We start from the raw sequence: 18,378 nt of genomic DNA, 5'->3' as shown, positions 1-18,378 counted from the left end.
CGAGGGTAGAGATATTCGGAGAGCTTGCCCCCTCATCCGACCCTTCGGGCCACCTTCTCCCTGGCGGGGGAGAAGAAACCGTGCCGCAATGTTCGGTTATCCTTCTTGGCGGACCTTATCGAAGTCGCCAAAGGCCGGATCAGGTATTGAAGCGGAAGTGGATGACGTCGCCGTCCTGAACCACATATTCCTTGCCTTCGTCGCGAGCCTTGCCAGCTTCCTTCGCGCCGACTTCGCCCTTGAAGGCGACATAGTCGTTGTAAGCGATGGTGTTGGCGCGGATGAAGCCGCGTTCGAAATCGGAGTGGATGACGCCGGCGGCCTGCGGAGCCTTGGTGCCGCGCTCGATGGTCCAGGCGCGGCATTCCTTCGGTCCGACGGTGAAATAGGTGATGAGATCGAGCAGCTTGTAGCCGGCGCGGATCAGGCGGTCGAGGCCTGCTTCCTCGAGGCCGAGGGCGGAGAGGAATTCCTTAGCCTCTTCATCGGGAAGCTGCGCGACTTCGGATTCGATCGCCGCGGAGATGACGACGGATTCCGCACCCTGGGCCTTCGCCATTTCGGCAACGGCCTTGGTATGTTCGTTGCCGTCGACGGCGTCGCTTTCGGCGACGTTGCAGACGTAAAGGACCGGATGCGCGGTCAGGAGGTTGAGGCCCTGAAGGATGCGCAGTTCCTCGGCATCCAGCGTGGAGAGCAGGGTGCGGACCGGCTTGCCTTCGTTCAGAAGCTTCAGCGAGGCTTCCATCAGCGGCAGCTGCGCCAGCGATTCCTTGTCCTTGCCGGTGGCTCGCTTGCGGGTCTGTTCCGTGCGGCGCTCAAGGCTTTCGAGATCGGAAAGCATCAGCTCGGTCTCGATGGTTTCGGCATCGGCCACGGGGTTGATGCGGCCTTCGACGTGGGTGATGTCGTCATCTTCGAAGCAGCGCAGAACGTGAACCACGGCGTCCACTTCGCGGATATTGGCGAGGAACTGGTTGCCGAGGCCTTCGCCCTTCGATGCGCCGCGCACCAGGCCGGCAATATCCACGAAGGAGATGCGGGTGGGGATGATTTCCTTCGAGCCGGCAATGTCGGCGAGGATTTTCATGCGCGCATCCGGAACCGCCACTTCGCCGGTGTTCGGCTCGATGGTGCAGAAGGGATAGTTGGCCGCCTGCGCCGCTGCCGTTTTCGTTAGCGCGTTGAAGAGAGTGGACTTGCCGACATTTGGCAATCCAACGATACCGCATTTGAAGCCCATGGCTTGAAACCTGTCCGTTTAAAAGAATTCGTTGAGGAGCCTTTTGCGGAAAGGGCAGGGCAAGGTCAAGCCCGCGGGCCGATTTGTGCGGGCAAAGCACCTTTAATGGTGCGGAATTTCGGGCAGGGTTGCCGATGCTGCGGTTGCGGCGCAATATAAGCCGGTCAAGCGATCGATCTTTCGTCATCAACGGGGTTTTCCCATGAACAACCGCGATGAGCGACAGGCACGAGCGACCATGATGAGTGACAGTCCTGTCGATCTCAAGCCGAAACCGAAAGTCAAACCGAAGCTGGAGCGGCCGAAGCTCTACAAGGTCATTCTGCTGAATGACGACTATACGCCGCGCGATTTCGTCACCGTCGTCCTGAAAGCCATCTTCCGCATGAGCGAGGAGACCGGCCACCGGGTGATGATGACGGCGCACCGCTTCGGCAGCGCGGTCGTCGTTGTCTGCGAGCGCGATATCGCCGAGACCAAGGCCAAGGAAGCGACCGATCTCGGCAAGGAAGCGGGATTTCCGCTGATGTTCACCACCGAGCCGGAGGAGTGAGCGTTAATCCTGCCGGATCTGAAAGCCCGTCTTGTTCTGCACGAAACCGCAGCTTTCGTAAAAGGCGTGAACCTCCGGACGCTGCCGGCCGGTCAGCAGCATCACCTTGTAGCAGTTCGCCGCAAAAGCGGCCTCGACGGCATGGCGCACCACCGCGCGGCCATATCCGTGGCCGCGACGGTTTTCCAGCGTCACCACGTTTTCGATAAGGGCATAGGGGCGGGCGGCGCGCGTCAGGTTCGGAACGATCTGCAGCGTGGCGGTGCCGACCGCGTCTTCGCCTTCGGTCGCAAGAAACACGGTCAGGCCCGGCTGGGCGAGCATGGCCGCGAAAGCCGTGTTCGCTTCTTCTGCCGTCATTTCAGGGTCGGACGGATTGAGCGCCCGGTAAAGGTCAAGCAATCCGGCCAGATCGCCGGCTCCGGCTGCGCGCAGGACGGTGGGCTCCGAAGACATTCGCGATCTAGTCCTTCTTGCTGAACATGCGTTTCAGCATTTCGGCCATCGGGCCGGTTTCCGGCAGCTTTTTCGGCTGGGCGCTGTTGCGTGCCTGATGGATATGGGACTGTGCGGCGGGCTTGGCTGCCTTGGCCGGCTTTTCGGCTTCCGGCTTGCTGCCCGTGGCCAGCGCCAGCTTGTTCATCAGCTGCGAATCCTCGGCTTTCACCAGCATGGCGGCATTGTCGGCAATGGCGTCCAGAAGCGGATCGAGCCAGACCCGGTCTGCCTTGGCGAAATCGCCGAGCACGTGGCCGTGTACCCGCTCCTTGTCACCGGGATGGCCGATGCCGAGCCGCAGGCGGCGATACTCCTTGCCGCAATGGGCGTCGAGCGATTTCAGGCCGTTATGGCCGCCATGGCCGCCGCCGGTCTTGATGCGGGCGCGGCCGGCCGGCAAATCCAGTTCGTCATGGATGGCGATGATGTCTGCCGGCGCAAGCTTGAAGAAGCGCATGGCTTCGCCGACGGATTCACCCGAAAGGTTCATATAGGTCAGCGGCTTCATCAGCAGGACCTTCTCGCCGCCGATCTCGCCTTCGGAAATCTCCGCCTTGAATTTTTTCGACCAGGGCGCAAAGGACGGCAGGCGCTGCAGCGCATCGACGGCCATGAAGCCGATATTGTGACGGTTTACCGCATATTGCGCGCCGGGATTACCAAGTCCTGCGATGATCTTCATGGGGCATGTCCGCGTTTTGCCTGATGATGCTGTTGTCACCACCCCGAAAACCGCCGGCTGTCAATCTTTTTATGAGTTTTGCTTTTTATGAGTTTTGCGGGAACGCCGAACCGGCCGCTTATGGGCTGACGAGATTATAGCGGTCGAATATTCGCTGCTGCGTTCCATCGGCGATCAGCCTGTCCAGCCGGGCCTGTAATTTTGCGATGACCTCGTCGGGCACGCTTTTGTTGCAGGCAAGCCCAAGCTGTTGCCGGGTGAGGGTTATCACTTCCCTGAACGTGTCGGCGGGCAGGCTTTTGAAGGTGCTTTCAGACATGGGCATCAGGTCGATGCGGCCGGCCTTCAGCTTGTGAAGCGTGATCTCGAAATCAGCGCCAACATCCACCTGCGGGAAACCGAGCTTCTCCAGAAGCGCTTCGGTGTAATCTCCACGCTGGGTTCCCACCCGATATTTCTTGGCTTCCTCAAGGCTGGAGGCTTCGATATTCGCGTTGCGGCGCGCCACGAGAATGTTGCGGTCGATATGGATCGGTGTGACCCATTTGAACTGCTTTTCCCGCTCCGGCGTTCTCGCAGCGGCGAAGACGCAGTGCATGGCCTGCGTTCTGGCCAGTGCGATGGCCCGCGCCCAGGGCATGACGGCGACTTCGTAACTGGTGCCGGTGTCTTCGAGCACGGTTCTGAGCTGGTCGAAATAGACACCCCGCACGCTGCCGTCGCTGGCCTGCAGATTATAGGGCGGATAGACCTCGGTGGTCAGGAAGAGCTTGGCAGCGCTGGCCGGAGTGGCGAGCGCAAGAAAGATCAGGCAAGAGCGGATCAATCCCATGGCTGCCCCCTGCCGGTTCATGCTTGCCGCGCCGCGGCGCGGTTTTGCCCGGACGCCGTATCGAGTGAGGTGATCAGCCTTTCGACCGGCTGCGGACGCGCGAAGAAATAACCCTGCCCGAAATCCGCGCCTATATCGGTCAGAAGCGCCTTCTGTTCCTCCGTTTCGACGCCCTCGGCAATGACGGCGCAGTTCATCTTGTGCGAGATGGCCGCGATGCCTTCGACCAGCATGCGGTTGCGCTGCCTGATGTCCATCCTGTCGTCGCAGATCGAGCGGGTGAAGGACTGGTCGATCTTGACGATATCGACCGGAAAACGGCTGAGATAGCTGAGCGAGGAATAACCCGTGCCGAAATCATCCAGCGCGATGCGGCAGCCGAGCTGGTGGATGGCATTGAGGATCGCCCGGACTTGCGGATCGTCCTTCATGATAACGGCTTCGGTGATCTCGATGACCAGCCGTCTGGGAAGAATGCCGTGGCGGTGCAGAACGCCGGCAATGCGCGTCGGCAATCCCGGTTCGAATTGCAACGGCGAGAAATTCACCGCCACATAGGTCTGCTCCATGCCCGGCAGGCGCGACAGCCTGGCGAGATTGGCGATCGACTGATCGAGAATGACATTGCCGATGCGGTGGATAGTGCCGTTTTCTTCTGCAAGGCTGACGATTGCGGCCGGAGAAAGCAGGCCCTTGTCCGGGTGGTTGAGGCGCAGCAGCGCCTCGAAACCCGCCGTCTGGCCGGTGGCGAGGTTTTGAATCGGCTGGAAATAGGCCTCGAACCAGTCTTCGGAAAGCGCCTGCGCGATATCCCGTTCCAGCTCCGCATGTTCGCGCGCCCGGTCCATGATCGAGCTGTCGAAGACCTGCGAGCCGTTCTTGCCCGTACGCTTGCGGGTATACATCGCCATGTCGGCATTCTGCAAAAGCTCGGAGGCGCTGGCGGCGTGCAGGGGATAGACCGCCATGCCGATGCTGGCGCTGAGGCGGATGCTGTTGCTTTCGATCTCGAAGGGCGTGTCGAGCATGGCGCAGATGCGCTCGCAGAATTGCAGGGCGCGCTCTTCCACCTTGTCGCCGGCCAGAAGAATGGCGAATTCGTCGCCGCCAAGCCGCGAAGCGCTGTCCAGCGGCGTCAGCAGCGGTTCGAGCTTCAGCGTGAATTGTTTGAGAACGGCGTCGCCCGCGGCATGGCCGAGATTGTCGTTGATCGCCTTGAACCGGTCGAGGTCGATGAACAGGCAGGCCAGCTCGCTGCCATTGCGGTCCGCATCGCGGATTTGCAGGTCGAGAATGGCCTCGAAGCCCTGGCGGTTGAAAAGGCCGGTCAGGTGGTCGGAAATGGCCTGCTGGCGGTTGCGCTTTTCCGACTGGCGCAGTTCGGTCACGTCCGTCATGACGCAGAGGCAGGTGCTCTGATGGGCCGCATCGCCGGAATCGAGAGCCTTTTCGAGGATGAGCGCATCCATGACGCTGCCATCCATGCAATGGAAACGCACGGTAATGCCGCTATGCGAGGCGTCGGGCAAGGGATGAGCCGTCTTGCGCTGCTGGAACAGAAGCCGGTCATCGGGATGGATGAGATCGGCGAAATTCAGGCCGAGTATCCGGGTGCGGTCGTAACCGGTCGCCTGCACCCAATAGTCACTGACGGCGGCAATGCGGTCGTGCCTGTCGAGCGAAAACAGCATGGCGGGCGTGCGGTTGTAGATTTCCGTCTTACGCTCATGCGCATTCTTGATCTCCAGCTCTTCCTTTTCGAGCTGGGTCTGCATTTCGTTGAAGCTTTTTGCCAGCCGGCCGATTTCGTCCTTCGAACGCCAGTCGACGTGGTGGCGCGAGCCGAGACGCCGCGTCGCCTCGATGGCGGCTGCGAGCCGCATCAGCGGACGGATGACCATGAAGCGGTTGCCGGCGATGGCGGCAAGAACGATGGTAAGGACGGCGAGGATGAAAATCGTGATGAAGGCCAGTTCGGTGCGGCTCAAAGAGGTCAGAAGGCTGACATTGTCGTAATAGATCGTCAGTTGCCCGACGGTGACGGAGCCCTTCGTGGTCTTGTAGGTTACTTCACGCGTCGTCGAGGCTGCATCCTGAATGATGTCGCTGCCGGCCGTCTGGACGATATCGAGCTGGCCGGACGTATCCCTGACCTCGACCATCCTGATCACGGGGTCGGAAATGAGGGTGCCGGTAATCTGGTTTATGGTGTCGTCATCAAGGTCCCATAGGGGCCGGGCAAGCGCCTGCGCATTGGTCGACAGCAGAATCTCAAGGTGGTTACGCTGGCTGCGAATGGCTTCGTGATAGGAGAGCGTCAGCAAAAGCGTGAAGAGCGGGGCGACCACTGTAAGAAGTGCGCCGGAAACAATCGCGATAAAGCGACTTTCGACGGAATGAGCCATGTTCGATTGCAGCTACCCTTTGCCCCAGACTTGCTGCGCCCCGTTTCGTCCGCCCGGAGGGTTTTGCGAGGGTTTTCGGCAAAAGCCTGTTTTCCCACGCATTTCCTCAGCCCGGCCGGTGTTCCACGACAGCGCGAGGGTATCGTTTCATGGAAGTGTTAATCGACACTGAAACGGGTTCCGTATCAGGTGAGGATGGCAAGCTTTCTGGTTTTAAAGTTCATAAAAACTAAAAGGCCCGTTCCGAAAACGGAACGGGCCTCATTGTTCAAAGCTGTCCGGCCTTGCGGCCGCCGATTATTCCTCGGAAGCTTCTTCGGTCGTTTCTTCTGCAACGCCGCCAGCCGGGGCGACGATCGTTGCGATCGTGAAGTCACGGTCGGCGATAACCGGCGTGATGTTCTTCGGCAGCTTCACATTCGAAATGTGAACGTTGTCGCCGATCTTCAGACCAGCGAGATCGACGGTGATGAATTCCGGAATGTCGTTGGCCGGGCAGTGGAATTCCACCGTGTGGCGAACGATGTTCAGAACGCCGCCGATCTTGATGTCCGACTTTTCTTCGTTGACGAAGTGAACCGGAACTTCGACGTTGACGAGCGTGTTGCCCGAAACACGCAGGAAGTCGACGTGCATGGTGAAGTCGCGGACCGGATCAAGCTGGTAGTCCTTCGGGAGAACCTTGATCTTCTTGCCGTCGACGTCGATGATCGCAACCGTCGTCATGAAACCGCCGGCGTGGATACGCTTGGTGACTTCGTTGGTCGACAGGGCGATGGAAATGGGGGCCTGCTTGTCACCATAGATGACAGCGGGAATCAAACCGTTGCGGCGAAGTTCACGAGAGGACCCCTTACCAACTCGTTCGCGCGCCTCGGCCTTGAGCTCATACGATTCTTTGCTCATGGCAATTCCTTTCGAGGTTATATGGAGAGTTCACGCCGAACGAAGCGGCCTGAACCGGAGAGGCCAAAGGCCATCCCGCCCGCGTTGCCTCCAAGGGTGTCTACACGGGTGCGGGCGCTATAATACAAACGGGGCATAAAGACAAGAGCGGCCCGTTTTTCACGGGTGCCACTTTATAATTTTATTAGTTATCACTAATTCACTCGTTTGTTGCAACCTTTAATATATGCTTATCCATGCACATAAACCGGGTGAAAACTTGGCGAATGATAAGGCTACGCAAAATTCCAATTGCGTAGATGACAATGTTCAAAGTTCTCCAGTGCCTCACCATCGATCACGACTATCGATACACCGCCGCAGCGGTTTTCGTCTGCATGCTGGGTAGTTTCGTTTCGATGCGCCTTTTTTCGAAAGCCCGTCTGGCGACGGGCGTGCAGAAGGTCAACTGGCTGTTTCTGGCGGGCGTCAATGGTGGGGCGGCGATATGGACCACCCATTTCGTGGCGATGCTGGGCTATGTCGCGGCGGGCGATGTCGGATACGATCCCTATCTGACCGGGCTGTCGCTTTTGATCGCCATTACCACGACGACTGCCGGTTTCGGCATTTCCGCCTATGGCGGGCGCAGCGTGCTGGTGGAAGCCGGTGGCGTCGTCCTCGGTCTTGGCATTGCGGCCATGCATTACACGGGCATGGCTGCCTATAATGTTCAGGGCATGCTTTTCTGGGATCAGGCTTATGTCATCGCCTCGCTGATATTGGGGGCGGTGCTGGGCGCCATTGCGGTCAATCGCATTGCCCGGCCTCTCAACCGTTTCTGCCAGTATAGCGCGGTGGCGTTTCTTATTCTGGCCATTGCCTCGATGCATTATACCGGCATGGCGTCGATGTCCTTCGCCTTCGACCCGCGTATCGTCATTCCGGAAAACCTGCTGCCGCCGGCCATCATGGGCGGAGGCGCCATTGCGGTGACGCTTCTGCTTCTGGCGCTCGGGCTCTCCACCTATGTCATCGATGCCCAGTCCACCCAGCAGGCGGTTGCCCGCTATCGTCATCTTTCGTTGCACGATCCGCTGACGGGCATTCCCAACCGGGCGGCATTCATCGAGCATCTCAATCGTCGCACACGCCATGTCTCGATGGGCGCGCATACGGCGCTTCTGTCCATCGATCTCGACCGTTTCAAGGAAATCAACGACGTGCATGGCCATGCGGCGGGCGACGCCGTGCTGCGCGCCATCGCCGACCGCGCGAGTTCCGTGCTGAAGACCGGAGAGTTTCTGGCGCGCATGGGCGGCGATGAATTCGTGGCGATGACCCATTCCTATTACACCCGCGCCGATGGCGCGGAGTTCGCCCAGCGATTGATCGAGCAGATCAGCAAGCCGGTGGAATGGAACGGACAGACATTTTCGGTCGGCGCAAGCGTCGGCATATCGGTTCGCAATACCGGCTCCATCGATGCCGATACGCTGATGGCCCAGGCGGATGTCGCCATGTACCGGGCAAAAAGCGGTACTTCGGATACGATCTGCTTTTACGACAAATCCATGGATGAGGCCGCGCGTGAGCGCAACGTGCTGGCCGTCGCCATGCGCAGCGGCCTCGCCAATAACGAGTTCGAGCTTTATTACCAGCAGCAGAACGACACCAAGAGCGGCAGCATCGTCGGTTTCGAAGCGCTTTTGCGCTGGAACCATCCCGAACGCGGCATGGTCTCCCCGGCCGAATTCATTCCGATCGCCGAACAAACCGGCTTTATTGTCGAACTGGGCGAATGGGTTCTGAGAGAAGCCTGCGCGCAGGCCGCTCAGTGGAAAAAATCGCTCGCCATTGCCGTAAACGTCGCGCCGCAGCAGCTTGCGGATAATGATTTCCCCGACAAGGTTGAGAAAATTCTCGCCGAGACGGGGCTTGCGCCGGAAAGGCTCGAGCTGGAAATCACCGAAGGCAGCATTATCGCCGACCATCGCCACGCGCTCGTCACCATCCGCAAACTCAAGGCGCTCGGCGTCAAGATCGCCATGGACGACTACGGCACGGGCTATTCCTCGCTTTCGACGCTGCAGAGCTTCCCCTTTGACAAGATCAAGATCGACCGCGCCTTCATCGATGGCCTGTCGACCAACGTGCAGTCGGAGGCGATCGTTCGCTCGACGCTCATTCTGGCGCACAGCCTCAATATTCCGGTGCTTGCGGAAGGGGTCGAAACCAAGGCCCATATCGAGTTCCTGCGGCGTGAAGGCTGCCTGCAGGTGCAGGGCTTCTTTTTCGGCAAGCCCGGTCCGCTGACCTCCATCGCCAATCTCGTGGACGATACGTTCCTCTCGGCCGAGGATGAAACGGACGTGACCGCCGGCCGGCGTTATTTCAAGGCGGTCCGATAGTCTGACGCAGCCTGCGGCTGCGCCCGGCAAGGCCGGTCGCGAAATTTTTTGTTGAAACATGGCCGCTTCCAGCGCACCATCGCCGAAAAGCTTTGGGAGGAGCGTATGCCGACAGACATCGCCCATGCGGAACGCGTGTATGAAACCGCGCGCCATCGTTCCGCCGCCGCAAGTTCTCCGATTGTCGCCTCCTGGCGTCGCTGCATGGTCAAACATCATCTTGCACCGGAGGAAAACCGCAAGCCGATCTTTCTCAGCGAATATGAATTCCGCCGCGCCCGCGAAAGTGCGGCCGGCCTGATTGCCGAAAGCACGGATGAACTCGACCGCATTTTCCAAAGCGTCGGCAAATCCGGCTGCTGCCTGCTTTTGACCGACGCGCAGGGCGTTGCGCTGGAGCGGCGCGGCGCCTCGGGCGATGATCGTGATTTCCGGGCGCTTGGCCTCTGGTCCGGGGCGGTCTGGAGCGAAGAAAGCGTGGGCACCAACGGTATCGGCACGGCGCTGGTGGATGAGCGCTCGGTGGTGGTCTACCGCGACCAGCATTTCTTCACGTCGAATACCGAACTCTGCTGCACCACGGCTCCCATCCGCGATCATACCGGCCGGGTGACGGGCGCGCTCGATATTTCCACCTGCCGCGACGACATCAACGAGATGACTTTCTCCTTCGTCACCCAGGCGGTGAAGGATGCGGCGCAGCGCATCGAGGGCAATCTTTTCCGCCGCGCCTTTCCGGGTGCGCGCATCGTCGTTGTGCCGAGCGGGTTCGGCGCGGCGCTGTCGCTGCTGGCCGTGGATCAGGACGATCTCGTGCTGGGTGCGACCCGTGCCGCACGCCTTGCACTGAAGCTGGACGATGCCCGCATCGCGCAGGGTCTACCCGCCGCCGATGTTCTTCAGGAACAGCGCCACGATGGCGGTTCCGACCTTGCGGAAGCGGAACGCTCGGCGCTGCGGCGCGTGTTGTCGCGCACCAACGGCAATGTCACGCAGGCCGCTTCGCTGCTCGGCATCAGCCGCGCCACGCTTCATCGCAAGATGAAGAAATTCGACGTGCATTAAGGTGTATGCGGGTGCGATCCGGCCAATCATGCCGGATCGAGGCGCCTTTGTCGCAGATGTGAGACAATGTGCGCTGCGGAACCGCGCCGCCCCTCTACCGAACCGCGCCATCTAGGCCCACCTTCCTCCCATGCGATCCGCTGCGGATCGTTTTCATCAGGGAGGATGAAATCATGAACATTCAGGTTCAGCAGAAAGCGGGCGAAGCGCCCTTCAAGTTGAAATACGGCAATTACATCGGCGGCAAATGGGTGGAGCCGAAATCCGGCCGCTACATGGATAATCTTTCGCCGGTCACCGGCCACAAGATCTGCGAAGTGCCGCGCTCGGACGCATCCGACATCGAGTTCGCGCTGGATGCCGCCCACAAGGCCCGCGACAAATGGGGCAAGACGAGCGTGACGGAGCGCTCCAACATCCTGCTCAAGATCGCCCAGCGGATTGAGGACAATCTCGATCTCATCGCCCGTGCCGAAACATGGGACAACGGCAAGCCGCTGCGCGAAACCACCAATGCGGATATTCCGCTCGCCATCGACCATTTCCGTTATTTCGCGGGCTGCATCCGCGCCCAGGAAGGCACGATCGGCGAAATCGACAACGATACCGTCGCCTATCACTTCCATGAGCCGCTCGGCGTCGTCGGCCAGATCATTCCCTGGAACTTCCCGATCCTGATGGCCGCGTGGAAGCTTGCACCGGCGCTTGCTGCGGGCAATTGCGTGGTGCTGAAGCCGGCCGAACAGACACCGGCCTCGATTCTCATCGTGATGGAACTGATCGAAGACCTGCTGCCGCCCGGCGTCCTCAACATCGTCAATGGCACCGGCCTCGAAGCCGGCAAGCCCTTGGCGCAGAGCAACCGCATCGCCAAGATCGCCTTTACCGGCTCCACCTCGGTCGGCAAGGAAATCATGCGTTATGCGGCCGATAACGTCACCAACATTACGCTGGAGCTGGGCGGCAAGTCGCCGAACATCTTCTTCGCCGATGTGATGAACGAGGACGATGCCTTCCTTGACAAGGCGCTCGAAGGTTTCGCCTTCTTCGCGCTCAATCAGGGCGAGGTCTGCACATGCCCGTCACGTGCGCTGGTCCATGAATCGATCTATGACCGCTTCATGGAAAAGGCGATCAAGCGGGTGCAGGCCATCAGCCAGGACGATCCGCTCAATCCGTCGACCATGCTGGGCGCGCAGGCCTCGCAGGAACAGTTCGACAAGATCATGAGCTATCTGGAGATCGGCAAGAAGGAAGGCGCCAGGGTTCTGACCGGCGGCGACCGCAAGACGCTCACGGGCGATCTGAAGGACGGCTATTATATCCAGCCGACCGTCTTCGAAGGCAACAACAAGATGCGGATTTTCCAGGAGGAAATCTTCGGACCGGTTGTCTCCGTCACCACCTTCAAGACGGTGGAAGAGGCGCTCGAAATCGCCAATGACACGGTTTACGGTCTGGGCGCAGGCGTCTGGAGCCGCGATACCAACATTGCCTATCGGGCCGGCCGGGGCATCGAAGCGGGCCGCGTGTGGACGAACTGCTATCACGTCTATCCCGCGGGCGCTGCCTTTGGCGGTTACAAGCAGTCGGGCATCGGTCGCGAGACCCACAAGATGATGCTCGACCATTACCAGCAGACCAAGAACCTGCTCGTGTCCTACAGCCCGAACAAGGTCGGTTTCTTCTGAGGTCCTCCCCGGAAGCCGGCGAGGGGCTGTGGTGCCAGATCGCCGGCGTGTTCCCAGGGGCTTCGGCCCCTGGGAGCCCGGCTTCAAACAGAAAGGCCGGAGGTTTTGCCTCCGGCCTTTTTTCGTTGCGGTTTATGCCGCGTAACGCTGGTCCCGTTGGCGGGCGCCACCGACCGAGAATTGCCCCACCTGTTCGGTCAGGCCGTCCGCCTCGCTGGATAGCGAGAAGGCGGCCGCCGTCGTTTCCTCCACCATGGCCGCATTCTGCTGCGTTACATGGTCGAGTTCGTTGACGGAGGCGTTGATTTCGCTGAGGCGGCCGGACTGTTCGCGCGATGCGGTGGCGATCTCGCCGATCTGGTCGTTGACCGACTGGATGCGTTTCTGGATCTGCTCGAGGCTTTCACCCGTCTTCAGCACCAGCGCCACGCCGCTTTCCACATCGCCCGCCGAGGTGGCGATCAGCGTCGTGATGTCCCGGGCGGCGGCTGCCGATTTTTGGGCAAGCTCGCGAACTTCCTGCGCCACAACGGCAAAGCCCTTGCCGGCTTCTCCGGCGCGCGCGGCTTCCACACCGGCATTCAGCGCCAGCAGATTGGTCTGGAAGGCGATCTGGTCGATGACGTCGATGATCTGGCGGATCTTGGCCGACGAGGTCTCGATACGTTCCATCGCGACGATCGCTTCTTTCACGACAGCCGTGGACTTATGCGCATCCTGCATCGTGCCCGCCGTCGCCTCGACGGCGACATTGCAGCGCGACAGCGAGAGATTGACGGCCTGCGTCATGTCTCCGAGTGCCGCTGCCGCTTCCTCAAGGGCTGCGGCCTGACGTTCGGTGCGCCGCGACAGGTCTTCCGATGCGCTTTTCAGTTCGCCGGAGCCGGAGCGGATGGCATTGGCGCTTTCGCCGATGTTGGAGATGGTCGCTTCCAGGCCCGCCATGGAGTTGTTGAAGTCGATGCGCAGGTGATCGAGCGACGGCACGAAGGATTTGTCGATGCGGAGATCGAGCCTGCCGGCGGCAAGATTGGCAAGACCGGTGGCGAGTGCGTCGACAGCCTCTTCCAGTTCTTTCGCGCTTCTTGCCTTTTCCATTTCCCGCTGGGCGCGTTCCTCGTCCAGTTCTTCGCTCTTGCGATGGGATTCGGCTTCCATGCGCTGCTTGTCCAGAATGCCCTGACGGAAGGATTCAAGCGCGCGCGCCATGGTGCCGATCTCGTCGCCACGGGAAACGGCCTTGATCTCGATGTTGTTTTCACCGCCGTTCAGGCGTTCCATCAGCCCCGCAAGGCCAGTCAGCGGCTTGGTCAGGCTTGCGGAAACGAAAATGCCGATCAGCGTCATGATCGCAAGCACGGCCAGTGTCGCAACCGTTGCCCAGAAGGCAAGATCGTTGGCGGCGGCGAGAACCTTGCTTTCCTGCTGGCCGATGGCCAGAAGATGTTTCTGTCCGAAGACGGAGACCGGGCGATAGGCATAGAAGATGTTGCCCGCAGGTGTCTGCGCCATCAGCGTTCCGGCGTTGTTTGCGTTGGAAAGGGCGGCGAGGCTTGCGGAAACGGCAGCATCAGCGCCGCCCGAGAGTACGCCGGCCCGACGTTTGCCGTCGGCGCTCAGGAGAACGGCGTCATCGATGGTCTTGCCGGTTTCCTCGGGCGTTACCACCGCGCCGATGCGATCGGCGGCGATGCGCATGATGACGGCGCCCTTGCGCTGGAGCTGGCCCCAGTTGGAGACGGCGAGCGGCATGCCGATCATGGCCGAATCATTTTCGCCGCCGCTGAAGCCGGTGGTGCTGACGACGCCGTCCTTACCGGCTTCGATGCGGTCGAACAGGTCCTTGATCGCGGCGTTCTGCGGTTCCGTCACGCTGGTGAGGAAGTTCTTCCCCTTGGTCACGGTGTAAATAATGAGGCCGGTCTTGTCGATCACATAGATGTCGCTGACACGGGTGTTGCGCCAGACGCTGGCGATGGTGGCGTTGATGGTGGCGTGGCGAATGGCGTAAAGCAGTCGCAGGCCTTCGCCGTTGAAGGAGGCGCGCTCCTCTTCGGAGACGCCCTCGCGGCGGAAAGCCTGGATGATGGCATCCCTTTCCGTCGGCACGACGGTGGTCATCGTTTCCAGCGCCTGTGCGACTGCGGCGTTCTGCGACAGCTCGGAAATGCTCTGTTCGACGCGCAAAGTATAGGCATCAAGCTGCTTGGACTGGTTGCCTGCAACCGTTTCGAGCCTGATTTCGCTGGCGTCGATCAGTCCCGACTTCCCCATCTCGTAGGACAACAGCCCCACGGAAAGACATGAAACCAGCGTCGCGCCCGTGACGAGCGCTGCGAATTTGGCCTTTATCGACAATGATTTAGCTTTGACAGCAGTCGGATTTACACCCGGCATCCTGTTTCCTCCCCCCAAAAAAACGTGGCTATACCGTGGCAAAAATTGTTTACGGTCGCGTTAAAAGCACTGGGAATTGTACGATTATTTCCCGCATGCCGTGAAAAATAGCCGGCCGCCACTGACGCGTTTCCCGTAATAAAACTGCAATAGAACGGGCGCATATCGAGTGAAGTTCAACGGCTGTTCATGTTCATGCAAGCTTTCCGCGCTCCTTCTCTCGCCAGTATCAATGATGTCTGCGGACTGAATGCGGACGGATATGACGGAGCCAGCGTGAAACCGAGGCCGGATTTCGCCGTTGTCGTGCCCATGCACAATGAGCAAGCGAGTGTGGAAACGCTCGTGGCGGAGATTTTTGCCGCCTGCCAGCCCGTCGGCGCCTTCGAGATCGTGGTGGTGGACGACGCATCTTCGGACGGCACGGTCGATGCGGTGCTTGCGCTTGGCGATCGTTACCCGATGCTGCGGCTGGTCCGCCATGATCGTCAGGGCGGACAGTCTGCGGCGATCCACAGCGGTGTGCAGGCGGCGCGTGCGCCGGTCATCTGCATGCTGGATGGAGACGGGCAGAACCCGCCGGACAATCTGCCGGCTCTTCTCGCGCCGCTTCTCTCCATAAGCGCTCCCAGCCGGCTTGGCCTCGTGGCAGGCCAGCGCGTCGGTCGGCGCGATACGCTTGGGAAACGTCTTTCCTCCCGCTTCGCCAACGGGCTTCGGGCGCGGATATTAAAGGACGGCACGCGCGACACCGGCTGCGGGCTCAAGGCCTTCCGCCGCGACGCCTATCTCGCCTTGCCCTATTTCGATCATCACCACCGCTATTTCCCGGCGCTGTTCAACCGCGACGGCTGGCAGGTTACCCATGTCGACGTCACGCACCGGGCGCGGCTGCACGGAAATTCCCATTACACCAATATCGGCCGCGCGCTTGTCGGCATCCACGATCTGATCGGCGTCGCCTGGCTGCTGCGCCGGCGCAAGCGCTCAAGCTGGGCTGAAACTTTCAAAACGGAGACATTGCCGTGAACGCACCGGCTTTATGGTCCATGCTGCATGTGAACAGCTGGAAGGAATTTCTGTGGGTCTGCACCGGCTTCATGGGCCAGATGCTGTTTACCATGCGTTTTCTGGTTCAATGGATTTCTTCGGAACGGGCGAACCGCTCGGTTATTCCGGTGGCTTTCTGGTATTTTTCCGTTCTCGGCGGTCTGGTGCTGCTTTCCTACGCCATCTGGCGGCGCGATCCGGTCTTCATTCTTGGCCAGGCGTCCGGCCTTTTCATCTATGCCCGAAATCTCTGGTTGATTCATGCAGAACGCCGCCAGCATGCATGAGGCGGCGACCCTGCCTTATGCGCAGGCAGGCGATGAGCGCCGATGGCTGACATTTGCATTCGTGGCGATCGTCCTCGTAACCGCGCTGCGCGTCCTTGGGCTGGCCTTCAACCGCACTGACCTTTTCGTCGATGAGGCGCAATATTGGCTATGGGGCAGGGAGATGGCGCTCGGCGCCTATTCCAAGCCGCCCCTGATCGGCTGGCTCATTCGCGCGGCAACCATTCTGGGCGGCGGTGAGGGCACTTTTCAGGTTCGGCTGGCCGCACCCGTGGTGCATGGTGTGGCGGCGGCGGCCATCCTTGCCCTCGGCCGCATGATCTATGATGTCAGGCTGGCATCCCTGGCCGCCCTTATCTATCTGACCTTGCCGGCCGTAACGCTCGGCAGCCTGCTGATCTCGACCGATACGCCGATGATGCTGTTCATCGTGCTGTCGATGATCTCCGTGCGGAAGCTTGCGCTCGCCCGCCGCGAGGGCAGGGCGGCGTTGGGCTGGAGCATCGCCCTCGGTCTCTGCTTCGGCCTCGGACTGATGTCGAAATATGCGATGATCTATTTTCTGCCCTGCTTCATCGCCGCCGGCTGGCTCTGTGAGGCATGGCGAATCCGGCTGCGTGACGCGATCATTGCTGCACTGGTCTGCGTTGCCGTCATCGCGCCCAATCTGTGGTGGAACGCGGCGCATGATTTCATGACCGCACGCCATACGGCGGATAATGCGAACTGGCATGGCGTCCAGCTGAAGATCGGTTCCGCGCTGGAATTCTTCTTTTCGCAGGCGGGCGTGGTCGGACCGTTCGTTTTCGTCGGCATGATCGTCGCAACAATTCGTGCGAAGAATGCCGAAACCCGGGCGCTGGTCGCTCTTTCGGTGCCGATCGTTCTGCTGATCACCGCGCAGGGTTTGATGTCACGGGCGCTCGCCAACTGGGCGGTCGGGGCCTATGCGGCCGGCGTGCTGCTGGCGGTGCCGGTCCTGGCGTCGCGGCGCTGGCTTACTGTGTCCACGCTTGTGCTCGGCGGCATCGTGGCCGTTGTGCTGCCGCTGATGACCATTGCCGGAACGCAATTGCGCCTGCCGAAAGGTGAACTGGCGATGGCGCGGTATCTAGGTCGCGCCGAGCTGGTGTCGACCGGTCTGTTACGGGCGCGCGAGGCGGGTGCGGACGCCATCGTCGCCACCGACCGTTCGATACTTGCCGAGCTTTTTTATCAGCTTCGGGATGAGAAGCAGCTGATGACGCGCGCACTGCCCGAGACCGGCGTGCCTTCCAGTCACTATGCGCTTCTTTACCCGCTGAAACCCGGCGAGGCGAAAAATCCCCTGTTTCTGGCAAGTGCAAATGGCCTGCCGGCCTGCCTTGCCGGCGAGGCGCCGGTCGCCCGCTGGACCGCCGGGCCGGGCTTCCTCGAGGGCAGGGAAATCGGCCTCTGGCGCCTGCTGCCGCGATGCATGCCGGAGGGTAGCAATGGACAATGATCTTTCGCATATGCGGATCACGATCTGGGTGACATTCGTCACATTGGCGCTCGTCATCCTGTTCGCGACCTTTCCCTCGATCGATCTCAGATTCTCCGCCCTGTTTTTCTCGCCCGTCGAGCAGCCATGGTCCGGCCGTGAGCCGTTTCCCGAATGGTTGCGGGATACGCTGCGCGAAGGAACGGAGCTTGCCACCCTTCTGGCTTTCGTGATCCTTGTAGGTAATCTTCGGCTGGGCACGCTGCAAAGAACCGGCTGGCGGGTGTGGGCCTTCCTGTGCGGGCCGGTGATCCTCTGCGCCGGGCTTCTGGTCAATGGTGTGCTGAAGGCGACCATCGGTCGCGCGCGCCCATTCAGCGTCACCGAATTCGGTGGGCAGCAGCTTTTCACGCCGCCTTTCCAGTACAGTGCGCAATGTTATTCGAACTGCTCGTTTTCTTCCGGCGAAACCGCGCTGATCGCCAGTTTCTTCCTGCCGCTCTGCGTGCTCGTCTGGCCCCGGCTGCAACGGCGCGGACGGTTGGCGATGGGAAGCATCGCTGCCGGTATGATCGTCCTCATGTCCGGCTTGCGCATCGCGGCCGGCGGGCATTTCCTCAGCGATGTGGTGATGTCCATCCTGTTTTCCGCCCTCACGACCCTGTTTCTCTACCGGGCGCTGGTGATCGGACGTCATCGGCATCTGTTTACCGGCGATGCGGTCACAGCCGATACGGTCAGTATCTGGCGTAACGGTCGCCATGCTGTCCTGACCCGGGTTCGGCGCTGGTGGCCGAAAATCAAGGCCGCAGCCTCACGTCTGCAACGGCCGCCGGATGCGGGTGCGGCATCGTCTTAAGGGGAACTTCGGAGTTCGCTTCAATGAGGTGAATGGCGAAGCGCGCCAGACACTCTTG

The 18,378-nt window shown here is 60.6% G+C and carries 15 protein-coding genes; 8 read left to right on the top strand and 7 right to left on the bottom strand.

The window, feature by feature from the left end:
* Nucleotides 1–139: 139 nt before the first annotated feature.
* Entirely contained in the window at nt 140–1,243 is a 1,104-nt protein-coding gene (gene ychF / locus ACQZ5N_RS17225) for a redox-regulated ATPase YchF (protein WP_035260423.1), read from the bottom strand.
* Nucleotides 1,244–1,484: 241 nt separating this feature from the next.
* Here ychF and clpS point away from each other — a divergent pair, with 241 nt between their 5' ends.
* Nucleotides 1,485–1,796, top strand: coding sequence for an ATP-dependent Clp protease adapter ClpS (gene clpS / locus ACQZ5N_RS17220; RefSeq protein ID WP_026363868.1), 312 nt, complete (start codon nt 1,485–1,487; stop codon nt 1,794–1,796).
* Between the two features lie 3 nt (nt 1,797–1,799).
* Here the strand turns inward: clpS and ACQZ5N_RS17215 are convergent, their stop codons facing one another.
* The 5 genes from ACQZ5N_RS17215 to ACQZ5N_RS17195 form a co-directional block, all read right to left on the bottom strand.
* Nucleotides 1,800–2,252: a GNAT family N-acetyltransferase gene (locus ACQZ5N_RS17215; RefSeq protein ID WP_448733599.1), complete on the bottom strand. Its 453-nt coding sequence runs from the start codon at nt 2,250–2,252 to the stop codon at nt 1,800–1,802.
* A 7-nt stretch (nt 2,253–2,259) separates the two neighbouring features.
* Nucleotides 2,260–2,976 carry an aminoacyl-tRNA hydrolase gene (gene pth / locus ACQZ5N_RS17210; protein ID WP_448733598.1) on the bottom strand — a complete coding sequence of 239 codons (717 nt, stop codon included), beginning with the start codon at nt 2,974–2,976 and terminating at the stop codon, nt 2,260–2,262.
* A 118-nt stretch (nt 2,977–3,094) separates the two neighbouring features.
* Complete coding sequence (locus tag ACQZ5N_RS17205) at nt 3,095–3,808, bottom strand: substrate-binding periplasmic protein (protein WP_448733597.1); 714 nt, start codon at nt 3,806–3,808, stop codon at nt 3,095–3,097.
* A 17-nt stretch (nt 3,809–3,825) separates the two neighbouring features.
* On the bottom strand, nt 3,826–6,213 hold the full coding sequence (locus tag ACQZ5N_RS17200; protein WP_448733596.1) for a putative bifunctional diguanylate cyclase/phosphodiesterase: 2,388 nt from the start codon (nt 6,211–6,213) through the stop codon (nt 3,826–3,828).
* Nucleotides 6,214–6,510: 297 nt separating this feature from the next.
* Nucleotides 6,511–7,119: a 50S ribosomal protein L25/general stress protein Ctc gene (locus ACQZ5N_RS17195; RefSeq protein ID WP_004430287.1), complete on the bottom strand. Its 609-nt coding sequence runs from the start codon at nt 7,117–7,119 to the stop codon at nt 6,511–6,513.
* Between the two features lie 305 nt (nt 7,120–7,424).
* Here ACQZ5N_RS17195 and ACQZ5N_RS17190 point away from each other — a divergent pair, with 305 nt between their 5' ends.
* The 3 genes from ACQZ5N_RS17190 (at nt 7,425) to adh (ending at nt 12,265) form a co-directional block, all read left to right on the top strand.
* Nucleotides 7,425–9,509, top strand: a complete 2,085-nt coding sequence (locus tag ACQZ5N_RS17190; RefSeq protein WP_448733595.1) for a putative bifunctional diguanylate cyclase/phosphodiesterase — start codon at nt 7,425–7,427, stop codon at nt 9,507–9,509.
* Between the two features lie 105 nt (nt 9,510–9,614).
* Nucleotides 9,615–10,574: a helix-turn-helix domain-containing protein gene (locus ACQZ5N_RS17185; protein ID WP_003522885.1), complete on the top strand. Its 960-nt coding sequence runs from the start codon at nt 9,615–9,617 to the stop codon at nt 10,572–10,574.
* Nucleotides 10,575–10,747: 173 nt separating this feature from the next.
* Nucleotides 10,748–12,265: an aldehyde dehydrogenase gene (gene adh / locus ACQZ5N_RS17180; protein WP_059757421.1), complete on the top strand. Its 1,518-nt coding sequence runs from the start codon at nt 10,748–10,750 to the stop codon at nt 12,263–12,265.
* A 132-nt stretch (nt 12,266–12,397) separates the two neighbouring features.
* Here the strand turns inward: adh and ACQZ5N_RS17175 are convergent, their stop codons facing one another.
* Nucleotides 12,398–14,662, bottom strand: coding sequence for a methyl-accepting chemotaxis protein (locus tag ACQZ5N_RS17175; protein ID WP_425647011.1), 2,265 nt, complete (start codon nt 14,660–14,662; stop codon nt 12,398–12,400).
* Between the two features lie 189 nt (nt 14,663–14,851).
* Between ACQZ5N_RS17175 and ACQZ5N_RS17170 the strand changes: the two genes are divergently transcribed.
* From ACQZ5N_RS17170 to ACQZ5N_RS17155, 4 genes are read left to right on the top strand one after another with little or no spacing between them, the layout of a single operon-like run.
* Nucleotides 14,852–15,691 (top strand): glycosyltransferase family 2 protein, encoded by an 840-nt coding sequence (locus ACQZ5N_RS17170; protein WP_448733594.1) that lies wholly within the window; start codon nt 14,852–14,854, stop codon nt 15,689–15,691.
* A 20-nt stretch (nt 15,692–15,711) separates the two neighbouring features.
* The gene (locus ACQZ5N_RS17165) at nt 15,712–15,999 is read left to right on the top strand and encodes a lipid-A-disaccharide synthase N-terminal domain-containing protein (RefSeq protein ID WP_031233742.1); all 288 of its coding nucleotides are present in this window, start codon (nt 15,712–15,714) and stop codon (nt 15,997–15,999) included.
* A complete protein-coding gene (locus ACQZ5N_RS17160; protein ID WP_448733593.1) occupies nt 15,974–17,482 on the top strand; it encodes an ArnT family glycosyltransferase in 1,509 nt (502 codons plus the stop codon). The genes ACQZ5N_RS17165 and ACQZ5N_RS17160 overlap by 26 nt, the downstream gene beginning before the upstream one ends.
* Nucleotides 17,472–18,320: a phosphatase PAP2 family protein gene (locus ACQZ5N_RS17155; RefSeq protein ID WP_448733592.1), complete on the top strand. Its 849-nt coding sequence runs from the start codon at nt 17,472–17,474 to the stop codon at nt 18,318–18,320. Before ACQZ5N_RS17160 ends, ACQZ5N_RS17155 begins: the two co-directional genes overlap by 11 nt.
* Nucleotides 18,321–18,378: the final 58 nt, after the last annotated feature.

Source organism: Agrobacterium sp. 22-221-1 (assembly GCF_053522445.1).
This window is presented reverse-complemented; position numbering and strand designations above follow the sequence as displayed.

Bases quoted from the DNA above. Each gene is read 5' to 3' on its own strand.
- ychF (WP_035260423.1), bottom strand. From the start codon at position 1,243: ATGGGCTTCAAATGCGGTATCGTTGGATTGCCAAATGTCGGCAAGTCC.
- clpS (WP_026363868.1), top strand. From the start codon at position 1,485: ATGAGTGACAGTCCTGTCGATCTCAAGCCGAAACCGAAAGTCAAACCG.
- ACQZ5N_RS17215 (WP_448733599.1), bottom strand. From the start codon at position 2,252: ATGTCTTCGGAGCCCACCGTCCTGCGCGCAGCCGGAGCCGGCGATCTG.
- pth (WP_448733598.1), bottom strand. From the start codon at position 2,976: ATGAAGATCATCGCAGGACTTGGTAATCCCGGCGCGCAATATGCGGTA.
- ACQZ5N_RS17205 (WP_448733597.1), bottom strand. From the start codon at position 3,808: ATGGGATTGATCCGCTCTTGCCTGATCTTTCTTGCGCTCGCCACTCCG.
- ACQZ5N_RS17200 (WP_448733596.1), bottom strand. From the start codon at position 6,213: ATGGCTCATTCCGTCGAAAGTCGCTTTATCGCGATTGTTTCCGGCGCA.
- ACQZ5N_RS17195 (WP_004430287.1), bottom strand. From the start codon at position 7,119: ATGAGCAAAGAATCGTATGAGCTCAAGGCCGAGGCGCGCGAACGAGTT.
- ACQZ5N_RS17190 (WP_448733595.1), top strand. From the start codon at position 7,425: ATGTTCAAAGTTCTCCAGTGCCTCACCATCGATCACGACTATCGATAC.
- ACQZ5N_RS17185 (WP_003522885.1), top strand. From the start codon at position 9,615: ATGCCGACAGACATCGCCCATGCGGAACGCGTGTATGAAACCGCGCGC.
- adh (WP_059757421.1), top strand. From the start codon at position 10,748: ATGAACATTCAGGTTCAGCAGAAAGCGGGCGAAGCGCCCTTCAAGTTG.
- ACQZ5N_RS17175 (WP_425647011.1), bottom strand. From the start codon at position 14,662: ATGCCGGGTGTAAATCCGACTGCTGTCAAAGCTAAATCATTGTCGATA.
- ACQZ5N_RS17170 (WP_448733594.1), top strand. From the start codon at position 14,852: ATGTTCATGCAAGCTTTCCGCGCTCCTTCTCTCGCCAGTATCAATGAT.
- ACQZ5N_RS17165 (WP_031233742.1), top strand. From the start codon at position 15,712: ATGCTGCATGTGAACAGCTGGAAGGAATTTCTGTGGGTCTGCACCGGC.
- ACQZ5N_RS17160 (WP_448733593.1), top strand. From the start codon at position 15,974: ATGCAGAACGCCGCCAGCATGCATGAGGCGGCGACCCTGCCTTATGCG.
- ACQZ5N_RS17155 (WP_448733592.1), top strand. From the start codon at position 17,472: ATGGACAATGATCTTTCGCATATGCGGATCACGATCTGGGTGACATTC.